The sequence below is a fragment of the Jannaschia seohaensis genome (assembly GCF_900116765.1).
Taxonomy (GTDB): Bacteria; Pseudomonadota; Alphaproteobacteria; order Rhodobacterales; family Rhodobacteraceae; genus Jannaschia; species Jannaschia seohaensis.
On record NZ_UETC01000006.1, the window covers coordinates 34,178 to 58,174 of the forward strand.

A 23,997-nucleotide genomic window follows, 5' to 3' on the forward strand; every position below is an offset into this window, starting at 1 on the left:
GCCATCGAGCGGGCGGGAAGCGATAACGACATCGTCTCCCCGTCATACCGCGCATCCGGGAGCCTCATGCCGACGTCCGCCTTCATCGCATTGCTGGAATTCCAGGCCTCGCGCGGTTCTGAGAGTGGGAAGGCGCTAAATTAACGTCGGTTGTGCCTGTCCACGGCCGCCGTCATCGTGGCCAGCGCCGAGACGCCATGGAACGTGACGCTGGCCGGATCGCCAGACGTCACAGTGGCGTCATCGGCGCTGAAACTGATCGTGGCGGAAGCGCCATAATCCTCCGGATCGAGGGCGACCGCGCTGGGGGGCTTGCCGCCAAGCGCCGATCGCGGCGCGGAGCCGAAATGTGGTGTAACCACCTCGGAAATATCGCAAATGGCGGCATGCTTTCACCGAAGCCGAGGCGATTGCGCGGGGAGGCCCGAGCTCGGCAACCCGCGGCGAACGGAACGGCACGCGGATGGCGGGACCTGGGCGCGCCCACACCAGCGCTGAAGGGGGCGCCCGCGGCGCAGTGGACGGATCGTCGCGATCCCCCTGGATAACTCGGGCTCCCCCCCTTAATCCCGATCCATGATCAAAGGCTTTCTCACCGTCAGCGGCTGGACCCTTCTCTCGCGGGTCCTGGGGTTCGTGCGCGACATCCTGATCGCGCGCTTCCTGGGCACGGGCGCGGCGGCGGAGGCGTTCTTTGTCGCCTTCAGCCTGCCCAACATGTTCCGCCGCTTCTTCGCCGAGGGCGCGTTCAACATGGCCTTCGTGCCGCTCTACGCCAAGAAGCTGGAAGATGCGTCCGAGGATGCCGACGCCTTCGCCCGCGATGCGGTGGCGCTGATGGTCGTGGTGCTGACCGTCTTCACCGTGCTGGGCATCCTGTTCATGCCCGCGCTGGTCTTCGCGATGGCGTCGGGCTTCGCCGATGACGGCCGCTTTTCCCTGGCGGTGAGCTATGGGCGCATCGCGTTCCCCTATATCCTGCTGATCTCGCTGGCGGCGCTCGTCTCGGGGGTGCTGAACGCCAATCGCCGCTTCCTGGCGGCCGCGGCGGCGCCCGCGCTGCTCAACATCGCCTTCATCTCGGCCCTGCTCCTCGTCTGGGCCTTTCCAGGTCTCGTGCCCATGGCCACACCCGTGCCTTCGCTGATCTACGGCCAGGCGCTGGTCTGGACGGTGCCCCTGGGCGGTGCGCTGCAGCTCGGCCTTGTCTGGTGGGCGGCGCGGCGGGCCGGTCACAGGCTGATGCCACGGCACCTGCCGCGGCTTACGCCCGACCTGAAACGTCTGGCCATCATCGCCGCCCCCGCCGCGCTGGCCGGAGGCGTGGTGCAGGTGAACCTGCTGGTCGGGCGGCAGGTGGCCAGCTATTTCGACGGCGCCGTGGCCTGGCTCAGCTATGCGGACCGGCTCTACCAATTGCCGCTGGGCGTGGTCGGCATCGCCATCGGGGTGGTCCTGCTGCCCGACCTTTCCCGCCGCGTCCGCGCCGAGGACCGGGAGGGCCAGCGCCACGCCCTCTCCCGCGCGACCGAGTTCGCGCTGCTGCTGACGATCCCGGCCGCCGTGGCCTTGCTCGTGGTCCCGGGCACGCTGGTCTCGGTCCTGTTCGAGCGGGGGGCCTTCGATGCCGACGACACCGCATCGACGGCCGTGGCGCTGATGGTCTATGCGCTGGGCCTGCCGGCCTTCGTGCTGCAAAAGGTGCTGCAACCCGTCTTCTTCGCGCGCGAGGACACGCGCACGCCGCTCAAATACGCGCTGGTCTCGCTCGCCGTGAACGCCGCAGTGGCCATCGGCCTGGCCCCGGTGATCGGTTTCGCCGCCGCGGCGCTGGGCACGACGGTGGCCTCCTGGGCAATGGTGCTGCTGCTCTGGCTCGGCGTCCGCCGGATGGGCGAGGTGGCGCGGCTCGACGATCGGGCCCGCCGGCGCGTCTGGCGCATCTTCGTGGCGGCGGCCGGCATGGGTGTCGTGATCTGGGTGACGAACATCGTACTGACGCCGCTCTTCGGCTTGGGGCTGAGCGTGCTGGCGGTGGCGATCCTGGTGGGGCTTGGGATCCTGTCCTATTTCGGCCTGTGCCAGATGATCGGCGCCGTGCGCCTGGCCGAGTTGCGGGCCGCGTTGCGCCGGGGCTGAGCCCGGCTTTCCCCGGACCGCGGCCCAGGATACACCCGCCCCGACCGACCACCCACCTGACAGGAGGCTCCCATGGTCCAGCGTCTGCATCTCGTCTTCGGCGGCGAGCTGGTGAATCCCAGCTCCACCCAGTTCGTCGATCCGTCGAAGATCGACATCGTCGGCATGTTCCCCGACTACGCCTCGGCCTATGCCGCTTGGAAGGCCGCGGCCCAGCGCACGGTGGACGATGCCCATGCCCGCTATTTCATCGCCCATATCCACCGCCTGCGGGACGAAGAAAGCCCGGCCTCTCCGACCGAGGAGCTCGGCTGAGCCATGCCGCCTCGCTCGCTCCTGCTGGGCGCCTATCTCGCGTGGTCGAACGGGGCGGAGCGATACGGCAATCGCAAGCTGAAGTCGCGGCTCGCGCAGGGCAAGGAGGACGCGGCCCGCCTGGAGGAGCGGCGGGGCATCGCGTCGCTGCCACGCCCGGACGGCCCGCTGATCTGGTTCCACGCGGCCAGCGTGGGCGAGAGCGTGTCGCTCCTGGAGATGATCCGCCGCATCGGGGAGGAGCGGCCGGACACGCATTTCCTGATCACCTCCGGCACCGTCACCAGCGCCGAGATCCTGGCCAGCCGCCTGCCGCCCCGGGCGCTGCACCAATACGTGCCGCTCGACGTCCGGCCCTGGATGCGGCGCTTTCTGGACCACTGGCGCCCGGATCTTTGCGTGCTGGCCGAGGGCGAGATTTGGCCCGCGCTTCTGCATGAATGCGCGGCCCGGGGCGTGCCCGTCGCGCTGATCAACGCGCGCATGACCGAGGGGGCGCATCGCCGCTGGCGCCGCTGGGCCCGAGGGGCCGCGCGCGCCTTGGTGCACCGCATCGCCCATGTTCAGGCCCAGGACAGGGCCACCGCCGACCGGCTGCTCGATCTCGGATTTCCCCCTGAGCGGCTGGAGGTCACGGGCACGCTCAAGGAGGGGTCCAAGGCCCTGCCCCACGACGAATCGCAGCGGGTCGCGCTGGCGGGAGCGCTGGCCGGGCGCCCCTGCTGGCTGGCCGCCTCGACCCATGAAGGCGAGGAAGCAGGCGCCGCCGAAGCCCATGCCCAGGCCCGCCGCGCTTGGCAAAAGCTGCTGTTGGTGATCGCGCCCCGCCATCCGGACCGCGCGACCGAGATCGTCGAAGGGCTGCGCCTGGACGGCTGGCGCGTCGCCCGCCGCACCGCGGGCGAGACCATCGAACCCGACACCGAGATCTACGTGGCCGACACGATCGGCGAGATGGGGCTGTGGTATCGGCTCTGCCCGGTCAGCTTCGTCGGCGGCTCCCTGGTGGAGATCGGCGGCCACAACCCGTTCGAACCCGCCGCCCTGGGCAGCGCGATCCTGCACGGGCCGCATGTCCAGAACTTCGCCGATATCTACGAGCGGCTGGGCGCCGCCGGCGCGGCCCGCTCCGTGTCGGATTGGGACGATCTGGGGGCCACGCTCGCCCGCGTGCTGGAGCCCGACGAGGCCGCGCGCATGGCCCATGCCGCCTGGGAGGTCTGCTCCGCCGGGGCCGAAGTGACCGAGGCGGCGATGGACCTGCTCTTGGCGATGCTCGACGGGGTGGACTGATGCGCGCGCCGGGCTTCTGGTCGCAGCCGCCGGGTCTGCTCTCGGCGGCGCTGGCGCCGCTGGGTGCGCTCTATGCCGCCGCGACGGCGCGGCGCGTGGCCCGGCCGGGGGCGCGGGTCGGCGTGCCTGTGATCTGCGTCGGCAACCTGACGGCGGGGGGCACCGGCAAGACGCCCACCGTGATCGCCCTGGCCGAAAGGCTGACGGCGCGCGGCGTGGCGGCGCATGTCGTCTCCCGCGGCTATGGCGGCTCGGAGGAGGGTCCGACGCGCGTCGATCCGGCGGTGCATGACGCGGGCCAAGTCGGGGACGAGCCGCTCTTGGTCTCGGCCTTCGCGCCGGTCTGGGTCGCGCGCGACCGGCTGGCGGGCGCGCGGGCGGCCGTCGCAGCGGGCGCGCAGGCCATCCTGCTCGATGACGGGTTCCAGAACCCGTCCCTGGTCAAGGACCTGTCGATCGTGGTGGTCGATGCCGGGGCGGGCTTCGGCAATGGCCGGGTGATCCCGGCGGGCCCCTTGCGGGAGCCGGTCGCGACCGGCCTGGCCCGCGCGGACCTGACGCTCTCCATCGGGTCGGAGGCCGAGCAACGCACGCTCACCCTGCCGAGCCCGCCGCCCCGCCTGGACGGGCGGCTCGCCCCGCTGGCCACGGGGATGCCCTGGGCGGGCCTGCCAGTCTTCGCCTTCGCGGGAATCGGGCGGCCGGAAAAATTCTTCGACACGCTGCGCGGCCTGGGGGTGGATCTGAAGGGCACCGTTTCCCTGGCCGATCATCAGCCGCTCACGCCCGCCCTGCTCCATCGCCTGGGCGAGCAGGCGGCGCGCCTCTCCGCCCAGCCGGTCACGACTGAGAAGGACGCCGTGCGGCTCCCCCCGTCCCTGCGCGGGCGGGTCATGACGCTACCGGTGCGGCTCACGCTGGACGACTGGACCCCGCTCGACGCCGCGCTGACGCGGCTCGACCTGTAGGGTGGGCATCACCATGCCCACCCCTGCGGCCTGGGCTCAGCTGCCCGCGGCCTCGTCCACGAGGCGGCCGATCTGCGACAGGCTCATATTGCCCGAATGCATCTCGCCATTGATCAGGAAGGAGGGCGTCGACCGCACTTGGTGCCGCTCTGAATTGGCCTGATACCAGCCATAGAGCGCTTCGGCCTGGGCCGCGTCCTGCATGCAGGCATCGACCTCGGCCCGGCTCATCCCGGCCTGGAGCCCGATGCGCTTCAGGCTGTCGGCCACGGCAGCCGGCTCGCTCTGGCGCGCCCAGTCCCTCTGACGCTTGTAGATCAGTTCGGATACACCGAAGAACCGCCGCGGCCCGGCGCAGCGTGCGATCATCGAGGCCCAGAGGCCGTAGCGGTCGTAATACACCTCGCGATAGGTGAAGTGTACCTTGCCGGTGTCGATATACTCAGCCTTGAAGCTCTTGAACGTCTCGTTGTGGAAGTTGGCGCAGTGCGGGCAGGTGTAGCTCGCATATTCGATCACCTTCACCGGCGCGTTCGGATCGCCCAGCGTCATCTCGGGCACTGCCGCGCCCTGCGCATGGGCCGCGCCCAGGTCTCCGAGTCCGCCCTGGCCACGGGGCCATAGCATGGCTCCGGCGCCCAGGGCGGTGCCTGAGGCCAAGAGTGTCAGAAAAGTACGTCTGTTAGCCATGGGTGCCTCCCGTAGGTCAATTGCGTCGTTTCGATATGATGTTGGCCCCCAGCCGTTCAAGCGACTCCCGAAGGCCGCTATCGGATACGCCCTGGGCCTGAGCACGCGCTTTGACCATCGCCTCGGGCGATGGAGCCTTGGGGGCGCGGGGTTTGGGCGTGAACTCTGCCTGTCCCTCGGCAAAGCCGGTCGCCGCGGTCTGGGTGATCGCGATGCGGCTGATGGCCTGATAGCCATAGGTCGCGTTCACCCGGTCGATCAGCTGCGGCAGCTTCATCTGGAGCATCTGCGCCTGCGCGCCCGTCGTCAGCACGGTGAGCACGGCGCCGAAGCCGCCGCGCGGATAGCCCACCTTCACCGGGCGGCAGATCGCGGCGATCTCGCCCCCCGCGATCTCGGCCCAATGGGTCAGAAGCCGCGTCTCCGAAAAGCCGCGCGTCTGGCCGAGCCGCTTCACGTCGCGGTCGATCAGAGTGGCCATGCGTCGGCCGCCTTTTCGGATGGTGCGCAAGCGGGGTTCCTCCGGGTCGGCCTGTATCCTACATCACGGCGCGGCCCGGAAAACAGGGGGAGCATCACGGATGCGTGACGATCTGACGGCAGCGCTGCTGACGTGGTATGACGGCCACGCACGGGATCTGCCTTGGCGGGTTCCGCCCGGCTCCGGGCGGCGGCCCGATCCCTATCGCGTCTGGCTGTCGGAGATCATGCTCCAGCAGACGACCGTCGCCGCCGTGCGGGCCTATTTCCTGCGCTTCACCGAGATCTGGCCGACCGTCACCGACCTCGCCGCCGCCGAGGATACGGAGGTCATGGGCGCATGGGCCGGGCTGGGCTATTATGCGCGGGCCCGCAACCTGCTCAAATGCGCGCGGGTCGTCGCCTCCGAGCATGGCGGGCGGTTCCCGGACACCGAAGCGGGTCTTCTGACGCTGCCCGGCATCGGCCCCTACACCGCCGCCGCCATCGCGGCCATCGCCTTCGACCGGCCGGCCGTGGTGGTCGATGGCAATGTCGAGCGGGTCATGGCCCGGCTGCGCCGAATCGAGACGCCTCTGCCCGCCGCCAAGGCGCCGATCCGCGCCGCCATGGCGGAGCTGACGCCGGATCGCCGGCCGGGCGATTACGCCCAGGCCGTGATGGATCTCGGCGCCACGATCTGCACTCCGAAATCGCCGGGCTGCATGCTCTGCCCCTGGCGGGACGCCTGCGCCGCCCGCCTCGCCGGTGTCGCGGAGACCCTGCCGGTCAAAGCCCCCAAGAAGGCGAAGCCGACCCGCCGCGGCCTGCTCTATCTCGCGCGCCGGGGCGACACCTGGCTGTTGGAGCAGCGGCCGGACGAGGGGCTCTTGGGCGGCATGCTGGCCTTTCCGACCTCGGACTGGTCCGAGGCCCCCACCCCGGCGCCCCCGGCCCTGGCCGACTGGTACGAGCTGGGCGAGGTGCGCCACACCTTCACCCATTTCCACCTGATCCTGACGGTGCTCGCCGCCGACCGGCCCGGCCCGCCCTCGCGCGGGGCCTTCGCGCCGCTGGATCCGTCCACCCTTCCGACGGTGTTTCGGAAGGCGCATGCCCTGATGACGAAACGTCACGGAACCGGCGATTGAGGGCCGCAATCCCGGCCGGTATCCTGTGGATAAGGCGCCGAAGGATGGCGTGAGGCCCCGGTGGGGCGTCAGGTCTCGTCCGGCGTTCTAGATCCGAGGGAGCCATGACCGTCCACGCCCTGCCCGACCAGACGATCCGCAATCCGCTGCGCGCCCTGCCGTTCTGGGCCTCGTTGACGATGATCCCGGTGATCTGGGCGGCGGCCCTGGCGGGCGGCTGGTGGGTTCTGGCGGTCCCGGTTTATGCGTGGGGCGCCTATGCGCTGCTCGACGCGCTGGCCGGGTTGGAGGAAGGCAATGCCGACCCGCAGATGGATCGGGCGGGGCTGGGATGGTATCGGGCGATCACGCTGATCTGGGCGCCAGTCCAGGCCGCCACGCTGTTCGGTCTGATCTGGTTCGCGACACGGGCCGAGCATCTCGGCGGCTGGGAGCTGGTGGGCCTGTTCTTCGGCATGGGCGTCGTCTCCGGCACGATTGGGATCAACTACTCCCATGAGCTGATGCACCAACGCTCCCGGCTGGAGCGGGGGCTGGCGGACATCCTGCTGGCGATGGTGCTCTATTCGCATTTCCGCTCGGAGCATCTGCTGGTCCATCACCGCTATGTCGCGACGCCGCGCGACCCGGTGACGGCGCGCTACAACGAGGATTTCTACCGTTTCTATCTGCGGGTGCTGCGGGAGTGTCTGGCCTCGGCCTGGAAGGCCGAGGCGGCGATGCTGGCCCGCAAAGGGCTCACGCGCTGGCACCGCTCCAATCCATTCTGGCGCTACTGGGCCCTCCAGGCCGCCTGTCTCGCGCTGGCCGCGCTGCTGGGCGGCTGGCTGGGGCTCGGCCTCTTCCTGGTGCAGGCGGGCACTGCGATCTGGCAGCTGGAGCTGGTCAATTACGTGGAACATTACGGCCTGACCCGCCGCCACCTGGGCGATGGCCGCTACGAGCCGGTGCGGCCCCACCACTCCTGGAACTCGGCCGCCAAGGCGTCGAACTGGCTGCTGATCAACCTGCAACGCCATTCGGACCACCATTACAAGCCCGACCGGCCCTTCCCACTGCTCCAGACCTATGAGGCGGACGAGGCGCCGCAGCTGCCCTTCGGCTATCCGGTGATGACGGCGGCGGCGATGGTGCCCCCGGTCTGGCGGCGGGTCATGAACCCCAAGGTCCGCGCCTGGCGCAAGCGCTGGTATCCGGACATCGAGGACTGGTCCGCTTACAAGACGGCCAGTAACCCGATGCCGCGCTAGCTGCGCACCTCCTGCCGGAACAGCCGCCAAAGGTAGATCCCGACCACTGCGCCCAGCACAATCCAGCTGGCCGGATCGATCCAATCGCCCACCCGCTCATATTGCGACTCGAGCACATATCCCAGGATGGCCAGCCCGCCGATCCAGACCAGCGACCCGGCCGTGGTATAGATCAGGAACGGGCCCAGAGGCATCCGCGCCACCCCCGCGGGGACCGAGATCAGCGTCCGGAACCCCGGCATCATCCGTCCCACCAGCACCGCCCAGGCGCCCTTCTCGCGGAACCATGCCGATGCCCGGTCCACATCCCCCGGCGAGATCGTCAGCCAGCGCCCGTACCGGGCCGCGAAGGCCCGGAGCCGCGCCTCGCCCACGACGATGCCGACCCAATACCAGAAGGTGGCGCCCGCGACCGACCCGGCGGTCGCCACGATGATGACCAGCGGCAGCGAGAACGAGCCGCGGGCCGCGAGGAAGCCACCCAGAGGGACGACGACCTCGGAGGGGATCGGCGGGAAGACGTTCTCGATCAACATCAGGAAGGCGAGACCCGCATAGCCTGCCTGGGACATGACGGAGAGGATCCAGTCGAACATCGGATGGCTCGTGCTTGAAAGGGGGAGGGGGGCCAGCCCCCCGTCGGCCGTGGGCCGACTCCCCCCGGAGTATTTCCGGCCAGAAGAAGGGGGAAGCGGCGGCCCGGGCCTAGGGGCGGTCGAGGCCCTTTCGCAGAGCGTCGAAAGCACGGAGCTCGGCGATCAGATCGGCCATACGGTCGATGGGGATCATGTTGGGGCCGTCGGACGGGGCGTTGTCCGGGTCCTGGTGCGTCTCGATGAACAAGGCGGAGACGCCGACCGCGCAGGCGGCGCGCGCCAGAACCGGGGCGAATTCGCGCTGGCCGCCAGAAGAGGTGCCCTGCCCGCCGGGCTGCTGCACCGAATGGGTGGCGTCGAAGACGACCGGATATCCGGTGGCCTCCATGATGGGCAGGCCGCGGAAATCGGTCACGAGGGTGTTGTAGCCGAAGCTGGTGCCCCGGTCGCAGAGCAGGATGCGGGTGTTACCGGTGGATGCGATCTTGGCGGCGACGTTGGGCATGTCCCAGGGCGCGAGAAATTGGCCCTTCTTGATGTTTATCGCGGCGCCGGTCTCGCCCGCCGCGAGCAGCAAGTCGGTCTGGCGGCTGAGGAAGGCCGGGATCTGGAGCACATCGCAGGCCTCGGCCGCAGGGGCGCAATGGTCGGGAAGGTGGACGTCGGTGAGGGTGGGACAGCCGAACTCCGCGCCGATCTTGGCGAGGATCGACAGACCCTCCTCCAGGCCGAGGCCGCGCTGGGTCGAGATCGAGGAACGGTTGGCCTTGTCGTAGCTCGCCTTGAAGATCCACCGCGTGCCCGTCGGCGCGCAAGCCTCGGCGATGCGCTCGGCCATCATGCGGGCGTGGTCCAGGCTCTCCAGCTGGCAGGGCCCGGTGATCAGAGCAAAGGGGTGGGCGCCGCCGATGGGGATGCCGGAGACGTCTATGGGCGTGGATTTCAGCGGGTCCATCAGGCGCCTCCCAGGACGGCTTCGATACGGGGAATGTCCTCGGGATTGTTGAGCTCCCAAAAGACGCGGCCTCTTGCGTCGACCTCGACGCAGGCCAGGGGGGTCCCATTCTCCAGGAAGCGGAGCTGTTCCAGCCCCTCGCGGGCTTCCAGCACCCCCTCGGGCCAGGTCATGTAGGCCTGCAACGCGGCGGGGCGGTAGGCGTAGACGCCGACATGGTGGAAGACCGGGATCGGGTCGGGGACCTTACCGGGGGCGATATACGGGATGACCTCCTTACTGAAATAGAGGCCATGGAGGTTGCGGTCGAAGACGGCGGTGGTGCCGCCGACGCGGCCCGCGCGCCGGTCTTCGACGAACATGTCATAGGTCTTGCGGTCGCAGCGCAGGACGGGGGTGGCCACCTGGGCGACGCTATCCTGCTGCATCCGCTCGATCAGGGCGGTGAGAAACCAGGGCGGGGTCAGCGGCGCGTCGCCCTGGAGGTTGACGACGAGATCGGCCTCGATCTGAGCCAGCGCCTCGGCACATCGCTCGGTGCCGTTGCGGGCCACGGAGGAGGTCATCAGGACCGAGGCGCCAAAGCCCTCGGCTGCCTCCCGGATGCGGTCGTCGTCGGTGCAGACATGGATGGCATGGTCGCCGGGAACCTGGGTCGCGGCCTCCCAGGTCATCTGGATCAGGGTCTTCGTGGTTCCATCGGCCTGGCGCAGGGCGGCCAGCGGTTTGCCAGGGTAGCGGGTGGACGCATAGCGCGCCGGGATCAGGATCGCGGTCTTCATGCCACCCCCGCCCGCAGCAGATCATGCAAGTGCAGGATGCCGTATGGCCGGTCCCCGTCGCAGACCACGGTCACGTTGCGCTTGTGCTGGTTGAGGAGCGCGAGGGCCCGCGCCGCGAGCATCCCCGGCGGGACGGTCAGCGGCGATGTCGTGGCCACGTCCATGGCGCGTTTCTCCACGAGCCCCTCCATGTTGCGGCGCAAATCGCCGTCGGTGATGATCCCCGCCAGCCGCTCGTCCTCGACGACCACCGCGATGCCGAACCCCGCGGAGGTCATGGCGAGCAGAACCTCGGACATGGGCGTGTCCGGAGCGACAGCGGGCAGGTTCTTGTGCATCAGGCTCTCGACCCGGGCCATTTGCGCGCCCAGCTTGCCGCCGGGATGGAGGACGCCGAAATCCTCGGCGCGAAAGCCCCGGCGGCGCAGCAACGCGACGGCCAGCGCGTCGCCCAAGCCAAGCGTCAGCGTGGTCGAGGTCGTGGGGACGACGCCCAGCCCGCAGGCTTCGGGCAGGGCCGGGATAGTCAGGTGATGGTCGGCGGCGCGCATCAGGGTCGACTCGGGACGCGACGAGAGACCGATCAGCGGGACCGAGAAGCGGCGGGTATGGGCGATGACGTCGCGGAGTTCGGGCGCCTCGCCCGAGTTCGAGATCATCAGCACGACATCCTGTGCGCCGATCATGCCCATATCGCCATGGCTGGCCTCGGCCGGGTGGACGAAGAGCGCGGGTGTTCCGGTCGAGGCCAGGGTCGCGGCGATCTTGCGGGCGATATGGCCGGACTTGCCGATGCCGGTGACGATGCAGCGGCCCTGCGACTCGGCGATGAGGGTCACGACGCCCTCGAAGCCGGCGGGCATGGCCTCGGCCAGGGCGGTGAGCGCGGCCGCCTCGGTGCGCAGGACCTCTCGGCCGGTCTCGGTGACATCGATCATGGGAGGGGGAGATAGGGTGCGGGCGCGGAGGGCGCAACTGGGACCGGCTCCGTTCGGACGGAGTTGGCGCGAGTGGAACCGGCATGCCCCTGCCGGCAGACGCGCCGGGCGCGAGGGTGGGACCGGGGGCCAGCCCGCGCGCAAGCTCGCCCCCCGGAGTATTTTCGGCCAGAAGAAGGGACGGGTGGCGCATCCGAGACCACTCCGCGGGCGGTCCTAGATCGCGATCCGGCGGTCCTCGGGCACCAAGGCGTTGATGAACCCGATCTGGCGCGGCAGGCAGACATTCAGAAAGTCGTAATTCTCGACGACATGGCGCCGGGCGGCCTTGCCCAGATGGGCGAAGCGCTCGGGCTCGGCCAGCACCGCCGCGACCTTCTCGGCAAGGGCGGGCGGGTCGAAGAAGTCGGTCAGCAGGCCGGTCTCGCCATCGGTCATCGCTTCGCGAACGGGCGGCACGTCGGAGGCGACGATGGTCGCCTCCATCGCCATCGCCTCCAGCATCGACCAGCTGAGCACGAAGGGCATGGTCAGGTAGATATGGCAGCGGCTGATCTGCACGATCTTCTGGAAATCGGGATAGGGCACCTGGCCCAGGAAATGGGTCCGGTCCCAATCGATCAGATGGCCCACCTCCCGCTCCATCTCCGCACGGAAGCCGCCGGCGAGCGCGCTCTTCTTGCCATAGGAGGCGTCGTTGCCGCCGACCACCAACACCCGGGCGTTGGGCCGGGCCTTCTGGATATGGGGCAGCGCGCGCATGAAGGTGTGGAAGCCGCGGGTCCGCTCCATGTTGCGGGCGATATAGGTGAAGATCTCGTCGTCGCGGGTGATGCGGCCGACCCGGCCCAGGGTGAGCGCGACATCCGGGTCGGGGCCCAGCCGGTCGGTGCGGATGCCGTCATGGCAGACGTCCAGCTTGGCGTGGAACGCCTCGGGGAAGCAGTTGCGCTGCCACATCGTCGGCGCGATGCCCCTGTCGGCCACGTGGAGGTTGGCGAAGGGCACGGCGTTGCGCGCATGCAGCAGGAAGGGCGAGGCCTCGGAGGGGGGATCCTCGGGATCGAAGCCGACGGGGCCGCCCTTCGACAGGTAGAAATACTCGAAGAAGCCCAGGATGGGGACGGCCGGATAGACTTGCTTCATGAAGAGAAGCTCGCCCCAGCCGGTATGGCCGATGATGATGTCGGGGGTCCAGCCGGTGTCCCGCAAATGCTGCGCGGCCATCGCCGCGCCATATCCCGCGCCTGTCGCCTCTTCCCAGACCTTGCTGAGCCCGTAGGCATCCTTGGCGGGCCGGTGATGGGGCGCGTAGAGCACTTTCTTGACGCCCGGCCGCTCGGGGTAGTTGCGACGCTGGGTCAGGAAGACCAGCTCGTGCCCGCCCTGGGCGATCAGCCAATCGAGCATCTCCCGGTATTGACCGGGCATGTTCTGATGGACGAACAGAATCTTCATCGCGGACCGCTCCGACTCGAACCGGCGATACGATGCCCCGGCGCGCTCGGATTGACGAGAGGCGCGGTCACTTCCCTTCGTATTCGGTTAGATACCAATCGACGAAGGCGGCTACCCCGTCCTCGACCGAGGTGCGCGGCAGCGGGTGGTCCAGCAGGGTTTCCAGCAGGGAGGCATCGGCCCAGGTGGCGGGGACATCGCCGGGCTGGATGTCCATCAGGTTGCGCTCCGCTTTCTGGCCTAGGGCGGCCTCGATCGCCGCGATGAGGCGCCCCAGCTTCACCGGCTCTCCGTTGCCGATATTGACGATGCGGAACGGAGCGACCGGGCTGAGACTGTCCTTCGGGCCGACCGGCCTGTCGCCCGGCGGGACGTCGATGAGGCCCGCGATGCCGGTGACGAGATCGTCCACATAGGTGAAGTCCCGCTGCATCTCGCCGTGATTGTAGACGTCGATGGGCCGACCCGCCCGCATCGCGGCGACGAATTTGAACAGCGCCATGTCCGGCCGGCCCCATGGTCCGTAGACCGTGAAGAACCGGAACAGCGTGGTCGGGATGCCGTAGAGATGGGCGTAGGCATGGGCCATCGCCTCGTTCGCCTTCTTGGTGGCGGCGTAGAAGGACATCTGGGTGTCGACCTTCTGCCCTTCGCGATAGGGCATCTCGGTCTCGGCCCCGTAAACGGAGGAGGAGGAGGCCAGCAGGAGGTGCTTGGGCGGGTGCTCCCGCGCCGCCTCCAGCACCTCATGGGTGCCGGTGACGTTGGCGCGCACATAGTCGCGCGGCACCTCGATCGAATAGCGCACACCGGCCTGCGCGGCGAGGTGGATCACCGCCTCGGCCGGCCGCGCCGCCAGCAGCGCGGCGACAGCGCCTTCCTCGGCCACGTCGCTCTCGATGGCCTCGAAACTGGGATCCTCGGCCAGGATGGCGTGGCGGCGGCGCTTCAGCGAAAGGTCGTAATAGGGCGTCAGCGCGTCGAGCCCGGTCACCGTCCAGCCCTGCGCCAGCAGCGCCCGGGCCATGTGAAAACCGATGAACCCCGCGGTTCCTGTGACGAGCGCGTGACGTGCCATGGCGCTCCTGTGGCGCAGCGGTTCGGCGCTGTCAAACCGCAGACAGGCCCGATCGCCCGGGGCCGATCAGGCGGGGGTCGGGTCGGATGCGCCGAGGGCGCGGAGATCCGAGGCCGGCGTCGGCACAACCGTGGTGGGCCTAGTCCCAGCGTCGAAGCTCTCGATCCGCCGCGCCACGATGTCGAGCAGCAGCGCCTCGTCCCCAGCGGCCAACGCGTGACGGAGCGAGCGAAGGGTGGACGCCATCTCGATCTCGGAGAGCGACGACTCCTTGACCCGGAAGATCTTGCGATGCGCGGTGGGCTTTTCAGAGCCGTCGAGGAAAAGCTCTTCCTCCAGCTTTTCACCCGGGGCAAGGCCGATGAAGGTGATCTCGATATCGCCATCGGGGTTGGCATCGTTGCGCACCGAATAGCCGGACGCCTCGATCGCCTGGGTCGCGAGATCGACGATCTTCACCGGCTCGCCCATGTCGAGCAGGAAGACCTCGCCCCCCTCAGCCATCGCCCCGGCCTTGAGAACGAGCCGCGCGGCTTCCTGGATGGTCATGAAGAACCGCGTCACCTGCGGGTGGGTGACGGTCACCGGCCCGCCCTTCTGGATCTGATCGTGGAAGATCGGCACGACCGAGCCGGACGAGCCCAGCACATTGCCGAAGCGCACCATCGAGAAAATCGGCCCCTCGCCCTCGGGCACGCGAGAGGCGAGATCCTGGATCACCATCTCGGCGAAACGCTTGGAGGCGCCCATGACGCCCTTGGGCCGGACGGCCTTGTCCGACGAGATCAGGATGAACCGCTCCACCCCATGGGCAACGGCGGCATTGGCCAGGGTCTGGGTGCCCAGCACGTTGTTGGCGATCCCGGCCATCGGGTTCTGCTGGACGAGGCTGACATGCTTGTAGGCGGCGGCGTGCAGCACGACCTCGACCTTGTGCTGCTCCAACACGTGGCGGACCTGCCGCGAGTCGGTGACCGAGCCCAGCACCAGCGCCAGCTCGACACCGCTGTCGCGGGCGAGCGTCCGCAACATGCCCTCGACGTTGAACAGGGCAAGCTCGGAAAGCTCGAACAGGACCAACTTGCGGGGGCGGCACTCGATCAGCTGGCGGCAGAGCTCGGACCCGATGGAGCCGCCCGCGCCAGAAACCAGAACCGACTTGCCCGCATAGCTCTCGGAGCCCTCGCCCAGCGTGGTCTCGACCTCGGCGCGATTGAGGAACATCTGCGGGTTGAGCGTGGTAAGCTTGTCGATCAGCGCCTCTTCACCGATCAGCTGGCTGAAGGAGGGCAGCATCTGCACCTCCAGCCCCATCTTCTGGAGGCGGCGGGCCATCTGCGCCTGCTTGGGCGGGCTGAGCGACGGGATGGCGAGCAGGACGCGGTCGATCTTGCGGTCGCGCACGATCTCGCGGATGCGCACGGGGCTGAGTACCGGCAGCCCGCTGATGGTCATGCCCTGAATGGTGCGGTTGTCGTCGACGAAAGCGACCGGGTCGATGTCCTGATGCGCCTTGAACGCCTGCACCAACTGCACGCCGGTGGTGCCGGCGCCGTAGATCAGCACCCGGCAGACCGTCTCCCCCCTGCGGTAGATCGCCAGCACGACCTGCAGCAGGACGACCCGCGCGATCAGCATGAACAGGAAAGAGAAGATGCCGAACATCAGATGCAGCATCGGCGGCAGCGAATAGCCCAACAGCGTCGTGAGCACGACCGTCCCGATGGCGAGCAAGATCGCCATCAGCGTCAGGCTACCGGTCGCGGGCCCGTCGAGATCCGACAGTTGAAGGGACGGGATGCCGAGAAAGACCAAAAGGCCGCCGCCGAGAATCAGAACATAGGGGATGCCGACGATCAGAACCGTTGACGCATCGACCATCTCGGGCAGGGGCGGGGCCACCATCAGGGCCGCTACGAGGGCGGCGCATATAAGGAAAATATCGAGGACGAAGAACACGAACGACTTCTGACGCCGATCCATCGCCTTCAACAACTTCAACATGATAGCTTACCGAACCCCGTCTTTCGGAGGGCGCGTGACGCCGCATGCCGACCAGCGGCATCGCCGTCGCCGCACCCCCACGTGCTTCCCGACCCCTGGCGAACTCGCACCGAACCCCGATACTGGCGATGTTGACGCTCGCCTTGAAATGAAAGAACGGTAGTGGCTGCTGCACCGCAGCACAACTGCGGGAACACCGATCGGCAGGTTCCCGCCGGTGATAATGTGCCTTTGGCACAGGCGGGGCCGCGCGTTGACCTGTCCGCGTTGAAATGTAACCTGCGTACGCTGCATGCGTTGCCCTGGCGCGACCGGATGCGGTGCCGACTTTCCGAGGGGACAGGGCTTTCCATGATGAATTCGCTTCGCTTGGCCATCCTGGGCTGCGTTCTGATGATGGTCACGGCCTGCGCCCTGCCCCGTGGCGCGGCGGTCGAACGCGAAGTGCTGCGCGGCGCCGATCGGGATCAGATCGGCTTTTCGGTCTACCCCCTCACCCGTGACCTGGTGCCGACCGTCGCCGAATGGCCCACCGTCGGTGAAGAGGAACTGAGCTGGATCGCCACCTCGACCGGCTCCCGCGGGCGCATCGTTCAGGGTGGAGACACGGTGAGCGTGCAGATCTGGGACAGCTCCGAGAACTCCCTTCTGACGGCGCCGGGCACGCGGGTGGTCGCGCTTGCGGACATGCCAGTCTCGCCGTCGGGCTCGATCTTCATCCCCTATGTCGGCGACGTCCGCATTGGCGGCCTGAGCCCCGAGAACGCCCGTCGGCGCTTGCAAAGCGCGTTGGAGCCCATCGCCCCCTCCGCCCAGGTGCAACTGAAGCTCACCGAGGGGCGTGGGAACTCGGTGGAACTGATCGGGGGCGTGGCGGCACCGGGCCCCTACCCGATGCCTGACCGCAACTACACCGTGCTCAGCCTGATCGCCGCCGGCGGCGGCGTATCCCCTGCGCTCCAGAACCCGCAGATCCGGCTCAAGCGCGGCGGCCGTCTCTATGGCACCTCCATCGCCCGACTCTATGACGAGCCGCAGCTCGACACGCTGCTCGACGACGGCGACCAGGTCATCGTGGAAGAGGAAAAGCGGACGTTCCTGTCGATCGGCGCCGCCGGGGCGGAAACGGTGCATACCTTCCCCAAGGACATCGTGACCGCGGCCGAGGCGCTGTCGATCATCGGCGGCGTGGTCGACTCCCGCGCCAACCCGCAGGGCATCCTGATCCTGCGGGAATACCCGCGTTCGGCGCTCTCGGCCGGGGTGCGGGGCCCGCGCACGCAGCAGGTCGTGTTCACGCTGGACCTGACCTCGGCGGATGGGCTGTTCGCGTCGCGCAACTTCCGCATCGCGCCGGGCGATATGATCTATGTCACCGAGAGCCCGGTGGTCGCCACGCAGAGCGTGTTCTCGATCATCGGTTCGGCCTTCGGTCTGGCGAACACGGTGGGCGGGGGCAACTAGCCTATCCCCTGCCCTGCCCTGCCCTGCCCTGCCCTGCGCCCGCTGCGTTGCGGGTGCGGGCGGACCGCAGCGCGCGCCAACCCGCGCCGGCACGCGTCACATCAGGCGAAGCGCAGCTCCGAGACGTGGTCGCGGCCGATCCGGTCGAGAGACCGGACCAGCTGGTCGGAGATCCCCGGCTCCGACAGGGCGTGGCCCGCGAAGGGCACCATGTGCAGCGTCGCCGCCTTCCACCCATCCGCGAGCAATTGCGCCGAGAGCGGCGGACAGATCATGTCGTAGCGTCCCTGCACGATAACCCCGGGAATATGCGCGATCCGGTCCAGGTTGCGGCGGATCCACATGTCGCCGTCGAGCCAGCCCAGATGTCTGAAATAATGGTTTTCCAGCCGGGCGAAGGCCCGCGCATACTCACCCCCCGGCTCGCCGGTCTGGCCCTGGCTGCGGACGGAGGCCAGCGCGTTCTCCCATCCGGCCCAGGCGCGGGCATAGCGGGTCTGTTCGTGAATGGGGCTGTCGAAGAGGCGTGCGTTATAGGCGGCGATCAGATCGCCCCGCTCATCCTCGGGGATGAGGGCCTGAAAACGGTGCCATTGGTCGGGCCAGAACTGCCCCGCGCCGCCGCCATAGAACCAATCCAGTTCTCTCTTTTCCATCAGGAAGATGCCACGCAGCACCAGCTGCGCCGTCCGCTCCGGATGGGTGATCGCGTAGATCAGCGACAGGGTCGCGCCCCAGGAGCCGCCGAAAACGGCCCAGCGGTCGATCCCCAGCGTCTCGCGGATCAGCTCGATGTCGCGCACGAGATGCCAGGTGGTGTTGTCCCGGACGCTGGCATGGGGCCGGGACCGGCCGCAGCCGCGCTGGTCGAAGAGGATCACCCGCCAGATGGCCGGGTCGAAGAAGCGCCGCATCATCGGGCTGCATCCCCCGCCCGGGCCGCCATGCAGCACGACCACGGGCAGCCCCCGCGGATTGCCGCATTGCTCGACATAGAGACGGTGCCCCTCGCCCACCTCGATCATGCGCTGATCGAACGGGTCGATTGGGGGATGCAGCGCGGTCGTCGGCGCGTGATGCGTGGTCCTATCCATTCCCGTGCTATATAGGCCGCCAGACGCGTCGCACCATGCTCAATTCCTCGACCGGAGACCGCCCGTGACCTCTACCGTCGATGCCGCCGAGATCGCCAAGTTCCAGGCCATGGCTGCGGAATGGTGGGATCCCAACGGCAAATTCAAGCCGCTGCATATGCTTGGCCCCTGCCGTCTGGACTATATCACCACCCAGATCGCCGGCGAGTTCGATCGCGATCTCGACGATGCGGCCCCCTTTTCCGGGCTGCGGCTTCTGGATATCGGCTGCGGCGGCGGCCTTCTATCGGAGCCGATGGCGCGACTGGGCGCGACGGTGGTGGGCGTGGACGCGGCAGGCGACAGCATCCCGGTGGCCCAGGCCCATGCGGCGCAGTCCGGGCTTGCGATCGACTACCGCCATACCTCGGCCGAAGCGCTGATCGAGGCCGGGGAGCCGCCCTTCGACGTGATCCTGAACATGGAGGTCGTGGAGCATGTGGCCGACCCGCTGGCCTATCTGACCGCCTGCCAGCGGCTGCTGCGGCCCGGCGGGCTGATGATCTGCTCGACGATCAACCGCAATCCCAAGAGCTATCTGGTGGCCATCGTCGGCGCCGAGCGCGTGATGCGCTGGCTGCCGCGCGGCACCCATGACTGGGCGAAGTTCATCACGCCCGATGAGCTTTTCGCCCTGCTCCAGGAGGCGGGGATGGAGCCCGTCGACCGCACGGGTCTCGTCTTCGACCCGGTCACCTGGTCCTGGAGCCTGTCGGAGCGGGATCTGTCGGTTAACTATGTCACGGCCAGCGTGAAGCCTGTGTGACGCTCATCGAGCCTGTCGGCTCTATTCGCCCTCAGACTTGCCCGGGCACGCCGTAGCGGGCCAGAAACGTCTCGACCGCGCCGTCGATGACGCGCGCCTTGTCCTCGGCGCTCACGGATTTGCGGATGCCGAAAATCAGCTCGGGAAAGAGGGTCGACTTGCAGAGTTCGTGGAACTGGTCCGCCGCGAGCTCGAAATCCTCGATGACGAGTTGGCCCTTGGCGGCAGCGTCGCGCAGATAGGCCACCATCCGCGCCTGGAGCAGCTTCGGCCCCGTCTCGTAGAATTCGCGGCCGAGTTCGGGAAAGCGGTCGCTCTCGGCCACGCACATGCGGAAGATCGACTGGCCGAACTCGGAGGTCATGAAGTCGACGATGCGGTGCCCGGCCGTCGTCAGCACCTCGCGCGGGCGCGCCATGTCGCACAGGACGATATCGGCCCCCTCCATCTGCGCGCAGCACTCCGCCTTCGCGACCTCCATGAAGAGCAGGCGCTTGTCGGTGAAGTAGGAATAGAGCGTCGCCTTGGAGACCCCGGCCGCGCGGGCGATGGCGTCGACGCTCGCCCCCTCATAGCCATCGGCCATGAAGACGCTGCGCGCCCCATCGAGCACTTGATCGAACTTCCGGCCCTTCTTGACCGGTGTCGCGTCGTTCATGCCGGCTCCCCCTGCTCACCGGAAAATAGGGCCAGGGGCCGGATCGGCACAAGCGCAGACTGAACCGATTCGTTTACAAATGCCGGACAGGACGAAGGGCCCCCGCCCGGAGCCGGGCGAAGGGGCAGCGAACGGGCCGGGCGGACAAAATCCCGGCGGGGCTGCACGCAGCGCAAGACCATCCGGGTCAGTTGTCCCCCTGGAGGAAAGCCACGGCGTTCGCACCAAGCGGTCCGCAGGCATCGGGCGCCAGACCGGCGGACCGCTCACGTTGGGCGCAGTCGCCGGAGGGCGCGGTCACCGCGCGGCTGACCGGAGCGGCGGGCAGATCGCCCCGGCGCCAGCCGTCGTCCTCGTCGATATCGATCGTCTGGGCGGCGGCAGGCAGGGCAAGCAAGGCAGTGGCCAGCAGAGCTGCGAGAACGGGCTGGGGCATTGCGGTCTCCAACTCGCATTATGAACCGAGCCGGTCGGCGTCGATTTCGACGGACAGCAGTCGCGGACAGCACCGTCAACAACAAACCATGCCGTTCAGCTCGATTTCTCAGACCGCGCAGCAAACGGTTTCGGTTCCCAAGCCCGGCGAAAGCCTCTAGCCCTGCGGCATGCTCGCGATCTTCCTCAAGACCCTGCCCTTCTTCGCGCTGATCGGGCTGGGCTATGCTGCGGGCCGCCGGGGCTTCTTCACGCCCGAGGCGACCGCCTATCTCACGAAGTTCGTCTTCTACTTCGCCCTCTCGGCGATGCTCTTCAACTTCGCGGCCAACCTGACGCTGTCCGACATCCTCGATTGGCACTTCATCGGCGCCTATCTCTGGGGCTGCTTCATCGTCTATCTGATCGCGACGGCCGTGGGCCTGTTCCGAGGCCTGTCGGTGGCCGAATCGGCGGTCGAGGCCCAGGTCGCCACCATCGGGAACGTGGGCTTTCTCGGCATCCCGATGTTCGTCCTGATCCTCGGGCCCGAAAGCGCGGGCCCCATGCTGATGGTGCTGGCCGTGGATCTGATCGTCTTCTCCTCGCTCATCGTCATCCTGATCACCGGCTCGCGCGAGGGACGCGTGTCGCTCTCGACGCTGCGTACGGTGGGGATTGGCCTGGTGAAGAACCCGATGATCATGTCGATCTCCGCGGGGATCGCATGGTCCGCCACCGGGCGGGAGCTCTGGGAGCCGGTGAACGAGTTCTTGTCGATCCTCGGCGCCGCGGCGACGCCCGGCGCGCTGTTCGCCATCGGCGCCTCGCTGGCCAGCAAATCGGCGGAACGTCTGGCCGTCGCGGGCTGGCTCACTTTCTGCAAGCTGGTGCTGCACCCGGCGGCCGTCGCGCTATCCGTCCTGGTGATCTTTCCCTTGGACGACCCCTTCGCGGCCACGGTCATGATCTCGGCGGCGGCCATGCCGGTGGCGGGCAATGTCTATATGCTGGCCCAGCATTACGGCGTCGCGCCCCAGCGCGTCAGTGCCGCCATCCTCGTCTCCACGGCCGTGTCCATCGTATCGCTGACGGCCGTCATCGCCCTGCTCACTGGAGGAGCCCCATGAAGACCCTATCCGAATCCCGCTGCTTCGGTGGCACGCAGGGCGTCTATTCCCACGCGTCCGAAGTGACCGGCACGCAGATGACCTTCGGCCTCTACATGCCGCCCCACCCGACCGGCGCGGTCCTGTGGTATCTCTCGGGCCTGACCTGCACCCATGAGAACGCCATGACCAAGGCCGGCATGCAGGCCCTGGCCGCCGAGGCGGGCCTTGCGGTCGTCTTCCCCGACACCTCACCCCGGGGCGATGCGGTGGCCGACGATGACGCCTTCGACTTGGGCCAGGGCGCCGGGTTCTACGTCGACGCGACCAAGGGTCCGTGGGCGCAGCACTTCAAGATGGAAAGCTATATCACGGAGGATTTGCCCGAGACCGTTTTCGCCGCCTTCGATCTGGACCCGGAGCGCCAAGCCGTGACCGGCCATTCCATGGGCGGCCACGGCGCGCTGACATTGGCGATGAAGCATCAGGGCCGCTACCGCTCCGTTTCCGCCTTCGCGCCGATCTGCAATCCGTCCGTCTCTGACTGGGGACGGCCGCAACTGACGGCCTATACCGGGACGACCGAGCCCCATGACGCGACTCTCCTGCTGGAGGATCGCGGACTGGACGCGCCGCTGATGATCGATACCGGCCTCTCAGACCAATTCTGGGACAAGCTGGGGACCGAAGCCTTCCTGGCCGCCCTGGTCCGCACCCGGACGCCCGCCGAGATCGGCCTGCGCGACGGCTACGACCACAGCTATTTCTTCGTCTCCAGCTTCGCTGCGGCCCATGTCGCCTTCCATGCGGAGCATCTCGCATGACGGTGCAGGCGGTCGTCTTCGACATCGGCAACGTCCTGATCGAGTGGCAGCCCGAAAACTTCTTCGACCGGGAGGTCGGCGAAGAACGGCGCCGCGAGATGTTCGCCGCCATCGACCTCCATGCCATGAACGACCGGATCGACTCGGGCGAGAACTTCTCCAAGGTCGTCCGCGAGACCGAGGCCGCGCACCCGGACTTCGCCCATGAGATCGCGATGTGGCACGACCGCTGGCTGGAACTGGCCGCGCCGGTCATTCCGCATTCGGTCCGACTTATGCGGGCGCTGCGTAGCAAAGGCATCCCGGTGCATGCCCTGACCAATTTCGGCGTCGAGACCTTCGCGCTGGCCCAGACCGAATACGACTTCCTGACGGAATTCGACATGGCCTTCGTCTCGGGCCATCTTCAGGTCATCAAGCCCGCCCCCGCCATTTATGCCGCCGTCGAGGCGGGCACGGGGCTCACGGGCGAGGCGCTGCTCTTCGCCGACGACAGGCCCGACAATGTCGCCGCCGCCGAGGCGCGCGGCTGGCGCGCCCATCTCTTCGACGGGCCCGAAGGCTGGGCCGCCCGGCTCGTCGCGGAAGGATTGCTGACCGAGGAGGACGCCGCATGACCGCACCCCATATCGGACCCGAAGCCGAACGCGCGCTCGACTGGATCGCGCTGACCGATGCGCTGGCCGCCGGCCACACCCTGCCGCGGGCGACCGTGGGCGATACCTTCCTCTATCGCCGCGATGACACAATGCTGTCGCGGGCGGCCTGGATCGACGGGCTGGGCGCGCTGGTGAAGACGGCGATGATCTTCCCCGGCAATGTCGCGGCGGGCAAGCCGGCGGTGGGCGGCGGCGTCTCGATCTTCTCCGACCAAGACGGCACGCTGGCGGCGACGATGGATTTCCGCCTGCTGACGAAGTGGAAGACGGCCGGCGACTCGCTGTTGGGCGCCCGGAGGCTGGCGCGACCGGACAGCCGCCGCATCCTCCTGGTCGGCTCAGGCACCGTGGCGCTTTCGCTGCGGCAGGCCTATGCTGCGGCCTTCCCGGAGGCCAGCTTCACGGTCTGGTCCCGCAACCCCGATAATGCCCGCGCCTTCGCCGAGGCCCATGACGCCAGCCCCGCGCCCGACCTGGAGGCCGCCGTCGCGGAGGCGGATATCGTCGCCTGCGCCACCATGACCACCGAGCCCGTTCTGTGCGGCGCCTGGCTGCGCCCCGGTCAGCATGTGGACCTCATCGGCGCCTATCGCCCCGACATGCGGGAGGTGGACGACGACGCGCTCCGCCGCGCCCGGATCTTCGTCGACAGCCGAGAGACGACCCTCGACCATATCGGAGAGTTGAAGATCCCACTGGCAGAGGGCGTGATCGACCGCGATGCCGTCCTGGCGGACTATTACGACGGCGACGCGATGCGGCGCGGCTCCGACGCGGAGATCACAATGTTCAAGAACGGCGGCGGCGCGCATCTGGATCTCATGACCGCACGCTACATCATGGACGCGGTCGGCTGAGACCGGGCGAAAAGTCTTCAACGAAGACTTTGGCCCC

25 protein-coding genes are annotated in these 23,997 nt (G+C 68.2%); 12 read left to right on the top strand and 13 right to left on the bottom strand.

Going from position 1 to position 23,997, the window contains the following annotated elements:
- Positions 1 to 140: 140 nt before the first annotated feature.
- Entirely contained in the window at positions 141 to 362 is a 222-nt protein-coding gene (locus tag DTQ71_RS13655; RefSeq protein ID WP_109564861.1) for a hypothetical protein, read from the bottom strand.
- A 214-nt stretch (positions 363 to 576) separates the two neighbouring features.
- On the opposite strand from DTQ71_RS13655, the gene murJ reads away from it, so the two are divergent.
- From murJ to lpxK, 4 genes are all read left to right on the top strand, one after another.
- Entirely contained in the window at positions 577 to 2,139 is a 1,563-nt protein-coding gene (gene murJ / locus DTQ71_RS13660) for a murein biosynthesis integral membrane protein MurJ (protein ID WP_109564862.1), read from the top strand.
- 72 nt (positions 2,140 to 2,211) lie between these two features.
- Positions 2,212 to 2,454 carry a DUF4170 domain-containing protein gene (locus DTQ71_RS13665; protein ID WP_109564863.1) on the top strand — a complete coding sequence of 81 codons (243 nt, stop codon included), beginning with the start codon at positions 2,212 to 2,214 and terminating at the stop codon, positions 2,452 to 2,454.
- Positions 2,455 to 2,457: 3 nt separating this feature from the next.
- Positions 2,458 to 3,747, top strand: coding sequence for a 3-deoxy-D-manno-octulosonic acid transferase (locus tag DTQ71_RS13670; protein ID WP_109564864.1), 1,290 nt, complete (start codon positions 2,458 to 2,460; stop codon positions 3,745 to 3,747).
- A complete protein-coding gene (gene lpxK, locus DTQ71_RS13675; protein WP_109564865.1) occupies positions 3,747 to 4,715 on the top strand; it encodes a tetraacyldisaccharide 4'-kinase in 969 nt (322 codons plus the stop codon). Before DTQ71_RS13670 ends, lpxK begins: the two co-directional genes overlap by 1 nt.
- Before the next feature lie 36 nt (positions 4,716 to 4,751).
- Here lpxK and DTQ71_RS13680 read toward each other — a convergent pair whose 3' ends face one another.
- Together DTQ71_RS13680 and DTQ71_RS13685 are read right to left on the bottom strand one after the other, a co-directional pair.
- Positions 4,752 to 5,405 carry a DsbA family protein gene (locus DTQ71_RS13680; RefSeq protein WP_109564866.1) on the bottom strand — a complete coding sequence of 218 codons (654 nt, stop codon included), beginning with the start codon at positions 5,403 to 5,405 and terminating at the stop codon, positions 4,752 to 4,754.
- A gap of 16 nt (positions 5,406 to 5,421) precedes the next feature.
- On the bottom strand, positions 5,422 to 5,886 hold the full coding sequence (locus DTQ71_RS13685) for a DUF721 domain-containing protein (RefSeq protein ID WP_109564867.1): 465 nt from the start codon (positions 5,884 to 5,886) through the stop codon (positions 5,422 to 5,424).
- Positions 5,887 to 5,986: 100 nt separating this feature from the next.
- On the opposite strand from DTQ71_RS13685, the gene mutY reads away from it, so the two are divergent.
- Both mutY and DTQ71_RS13695 read left to right on the top strand, forming a co-directional pair.
- Positions 5,987 to 7,015: an A/G-specific adenine glycosylase gene (gene mutY, locus DTQ71_RS13690; protein ID WP_109564868.1), complete on the top strand. Its 1,029-nt coding sequence runs from the start codon at positions 5,987 to 5,989 to the stop codon at positions 7,013 to 7,015.
- 104 nt (positions 7,016 to 7,119) lie between these two features.
- Positions 7,120 to 8,265 (top strand): alkane 1-monooxygenase, encoded by a 1,146-nt coding sequence (locus tag DTQ71_RS13695; protein ID WP_109564869.1) that lies wholly within the window; start codon positions 7,120 to 7,122, stop codon positions 8,263 to 8,265.
- Here DTQ71_RS13695 and DTQ71_RS13700 read toward each other — a convergent pair.
- The 7 genes from DTQ71_RS13700 to DTQ71_RS13730 all read right to left on the bottom strand — a co-directional run bounded on the left by DTQ71_RS13700 (position 8,262) and on the right by DTQ71_RS13730 (position 16,076).
- On the bottom strand, positions 8,262 to 8,861 hold the full coding sequence (locus DTQ71_RS13700) for a DedA family protein (protein ID WP_109564870.1): 600 nt from the start codon (positions 8,859 to 8,861) through the stop codon (positions 8,262 to 8,264). The two genes, DTQ71_RS13695 and DTQ71_RS13700, sit on opposite strands and share 4 nt — an antisense overlap.
- Positions 8,862 to 8,970: 109 nt before the next feature.
- A complete protein-coding gene (gene kdsA / locus DTQ71_RS13705; protein ID WP_109564871.1) occupies positions 8,971 to 9,816 on the bottom strand; it encodes a 3-deoxy-8-phosphooctulonate synthase in 846 nt (281 codons plus the stop codon).
- Complete coding sequence (locus DTQ71_RS13710; RefSeq protein ID WP_109564872.1) at positions 9,816 to 10,598, bottom strand: 3-deoxy-manno-octulosonate cytidylyltransferase; 783 nt, start codon at positions 10,596 to 10,598, stop codon at positions 9,816 to 9,818. The genes kdsA and DTQ71_RS13710 overlap by 1 nt, the downstream gene beginning before the upstream one ends.
- A complete protein-coding gene (locus DTQ71_RS13715; protein ID WP_109564873.1) occupies positions 10,595 to 11,536 on the bottom strand; it encodes a KpsF/GutQ family sugar-phosphate isomerase in 942 nt (313 codons plus the stop codon). The genes DTQ71_RS13710 and DTQ71_RS13715 overlap by 4 nt, the downstream gene beginning before the upstream one ends.
- A 216-nt stretch (positions 11,537 to 11,752) precedes the next feature.
- Positions 11,753 to 12,994: a glycosyltransferase family 4 protein gene (locus DTQ71_RS13720; protein WP_109564874.1), complete on the bottom strand. Its 1,242-nt coding sequence runs from the start codon at positions 12,992 to 12,994 to the stop codon at positions 11,753 to 11,755.
- 67 nt (positions 12,995 to 13,061) lie between these two features.
- Positions 13,062 to 14,072 (bottom strand): NAD-dependent epimerase/dehydratase family protein, encoded by a 1,011-nt coding sequence (locus DTQ71_RS13725; RefSeq protein ID WP_109564875.1) that lies wholly within the window; start codon positions 14,070 to 14,072, stop codon positions 13,062 to 13,064.
- Between the two features lie 66 nt (positions 14,073 to 14,138).
- Entirely contained in the window at positions 14,139 to 16,076 is a 1,938-nt protein-coding gene (locus DTQ71_RS13730) for a polysaccharide biosynthesis protein (RefSeq protein WP_109564876.1), read from the bottom strand.
- 351 nt (positions 16,077 to 16,427) lie between these two features.
- On the opposite strand from DTQ71_RS13730, the gene DTQ71_RS13735 reads away from it, so the two are divergent.
- Positions 16,428 to 17,540 carry a polysaccharide biosynthesis/export family protein gene (locus tag DTQ71_RS13735; RefSeq protein ID WP_109564877.1) on the top strand — a complete coding sequence of 371 codons (1,113 nt, stop codon included), beginning with the start codon at positions 16,428 to 16,430 and terminating at the stop codon, positions 17,538 to 17,540.
- Positions 17,541 to 17,641: 101 nt separating this feature from the next.
- Here the strand turns inward: DTQ71_RS13735 and pip are convergent, their stop codons facing one another.
- The gene (gene pip / locus DTQ71_RS13740; protein WP_109564878.1) at positions 17,642 to 18,634 is read right to left on the bottom strand and encodes a prolyl aminopeptidase; all 993 of its coding nucleotides are present in this window, start codon (positions 18,632 to 18,634) and stop codon (positions 17,642 to 17,644) included.
- 64 nt (positions 18,635 to 18,698) lie between these two features.
- Between pip and ubiG the strand changes: the two genes are divergently transcribed.
- Entirely contained in the window at positions 18,699 to 19,439 is a 741-nt protein-coding gene (ubiG, locus tag DTQ71_RS13745; RefSeq protein WP_281271242.1) for a bifunctional 2-polyprenyl-6-hydroxyphenol methylase/3-demethylubiquinol 3-O-methyltransferase UbiG, read from the top strand.
- Between the two features lie 31 nt (positions 19,440 to 19,470).
- On the opposite strand, the gene DTQ71_RS13750 is transcribed toward ubiG, so the two are convergent.
- Together DTQ71_RS13750 and DTQ71_RS13755 are read right to left on the bottom strand one after the other, a co-directional pair.
- Positions 19,471 to 20,097, bottom strand: coding sequence for a TetR/AcrR family transcriptional regulator (locus DTQ71_RS13750; RefSeq protein ID WP_109564879.1), 627 nt, complete (start codon positions 20,095 to 20,097; stop codon positions 19,471 to 19,473).
- Positions 20,098 to 20,284: 187 nt separating this feature from the next.
- Complete coding sequence (locus tag DTQ71_RS13755; protein WP_109564880.1) at positions 20,285 to 20,533, bottom strand: hypothetical protein; 249 nt, start codon at positions 20,531 to 20,533, stop codon at positions 20,285 to 20,287.
- A gap of 169 nt (positions 20,534 to 20,702) precedes the next feature.
- On the opposite strand from DTQ71_RS13755, the gene DTQ71_RS13760 reads away from it, so the two are divergent.
- The 4 genes from DTQ71_RS13760 to DTQ71_RS13775 are packed head-to-tail and all read left to right on the top strand — an operon-like array spanning position 20,703 to position 23,960.
- Positions 20,703 to 21,641 carry an AEC family transporter gene (locus tag DTQ71_RS13760; protein ID WP_109564881.1) on the top strand — a complete coding sequence of 313 codons (939 nt, stop codon included), beginning with the start codon at positions 20,703 to 20,705 and terminating at the stop codon, positions 21,639 to 21,641.
- Positions 21,638 to 22,444, top strand: a complete 807-nt coding sequence (fghA, locus tag DTQ71_RS13765; RefSeq protein ID WP_109564882.1) for an S-formylglutathione hydrolase — start codon at positions 21,638 to 21,640, stop codon at positions 22,442 to 22,444. Before DTQ71_RS13760 ends, fghA begins: the two co-directional genes overlap by 4 nt.
- Positions 22,441 to 23,061, top strand: coding sequence for an HAD family hydrolase (locus DTQ71_RS13770; protein WP_109564883.1), 621 nt, complete (start codon positions 22,441 to 22,443; stop codon positions 23,059 to 23,061). Before fghA ends, DTQ71_RS13770 begins: the two co-directional genes overlap by 4 nt.
- Positions 23,058 to 23,960 carry an ornithine cyclodeaminase family protein gene (locus tag DTQ71_RS13775; RefSeq protein ID WP_109564884.1) on the top strand — a complete coding sequence of 301 codons (903 nt, stop codon included), beginning with the start codon at positions 23,058 to 23,060 and terminating at the stop codon, positions 23,958 to 23,960. Before DTQ71_RS13770 ends, DTQ71_RS13775 begins: the two co-directional genes overlap by 4 nt.
- The last annotated feature ends 37 nt before the right edge of the window (positions 23,961 to 23,997 follow it).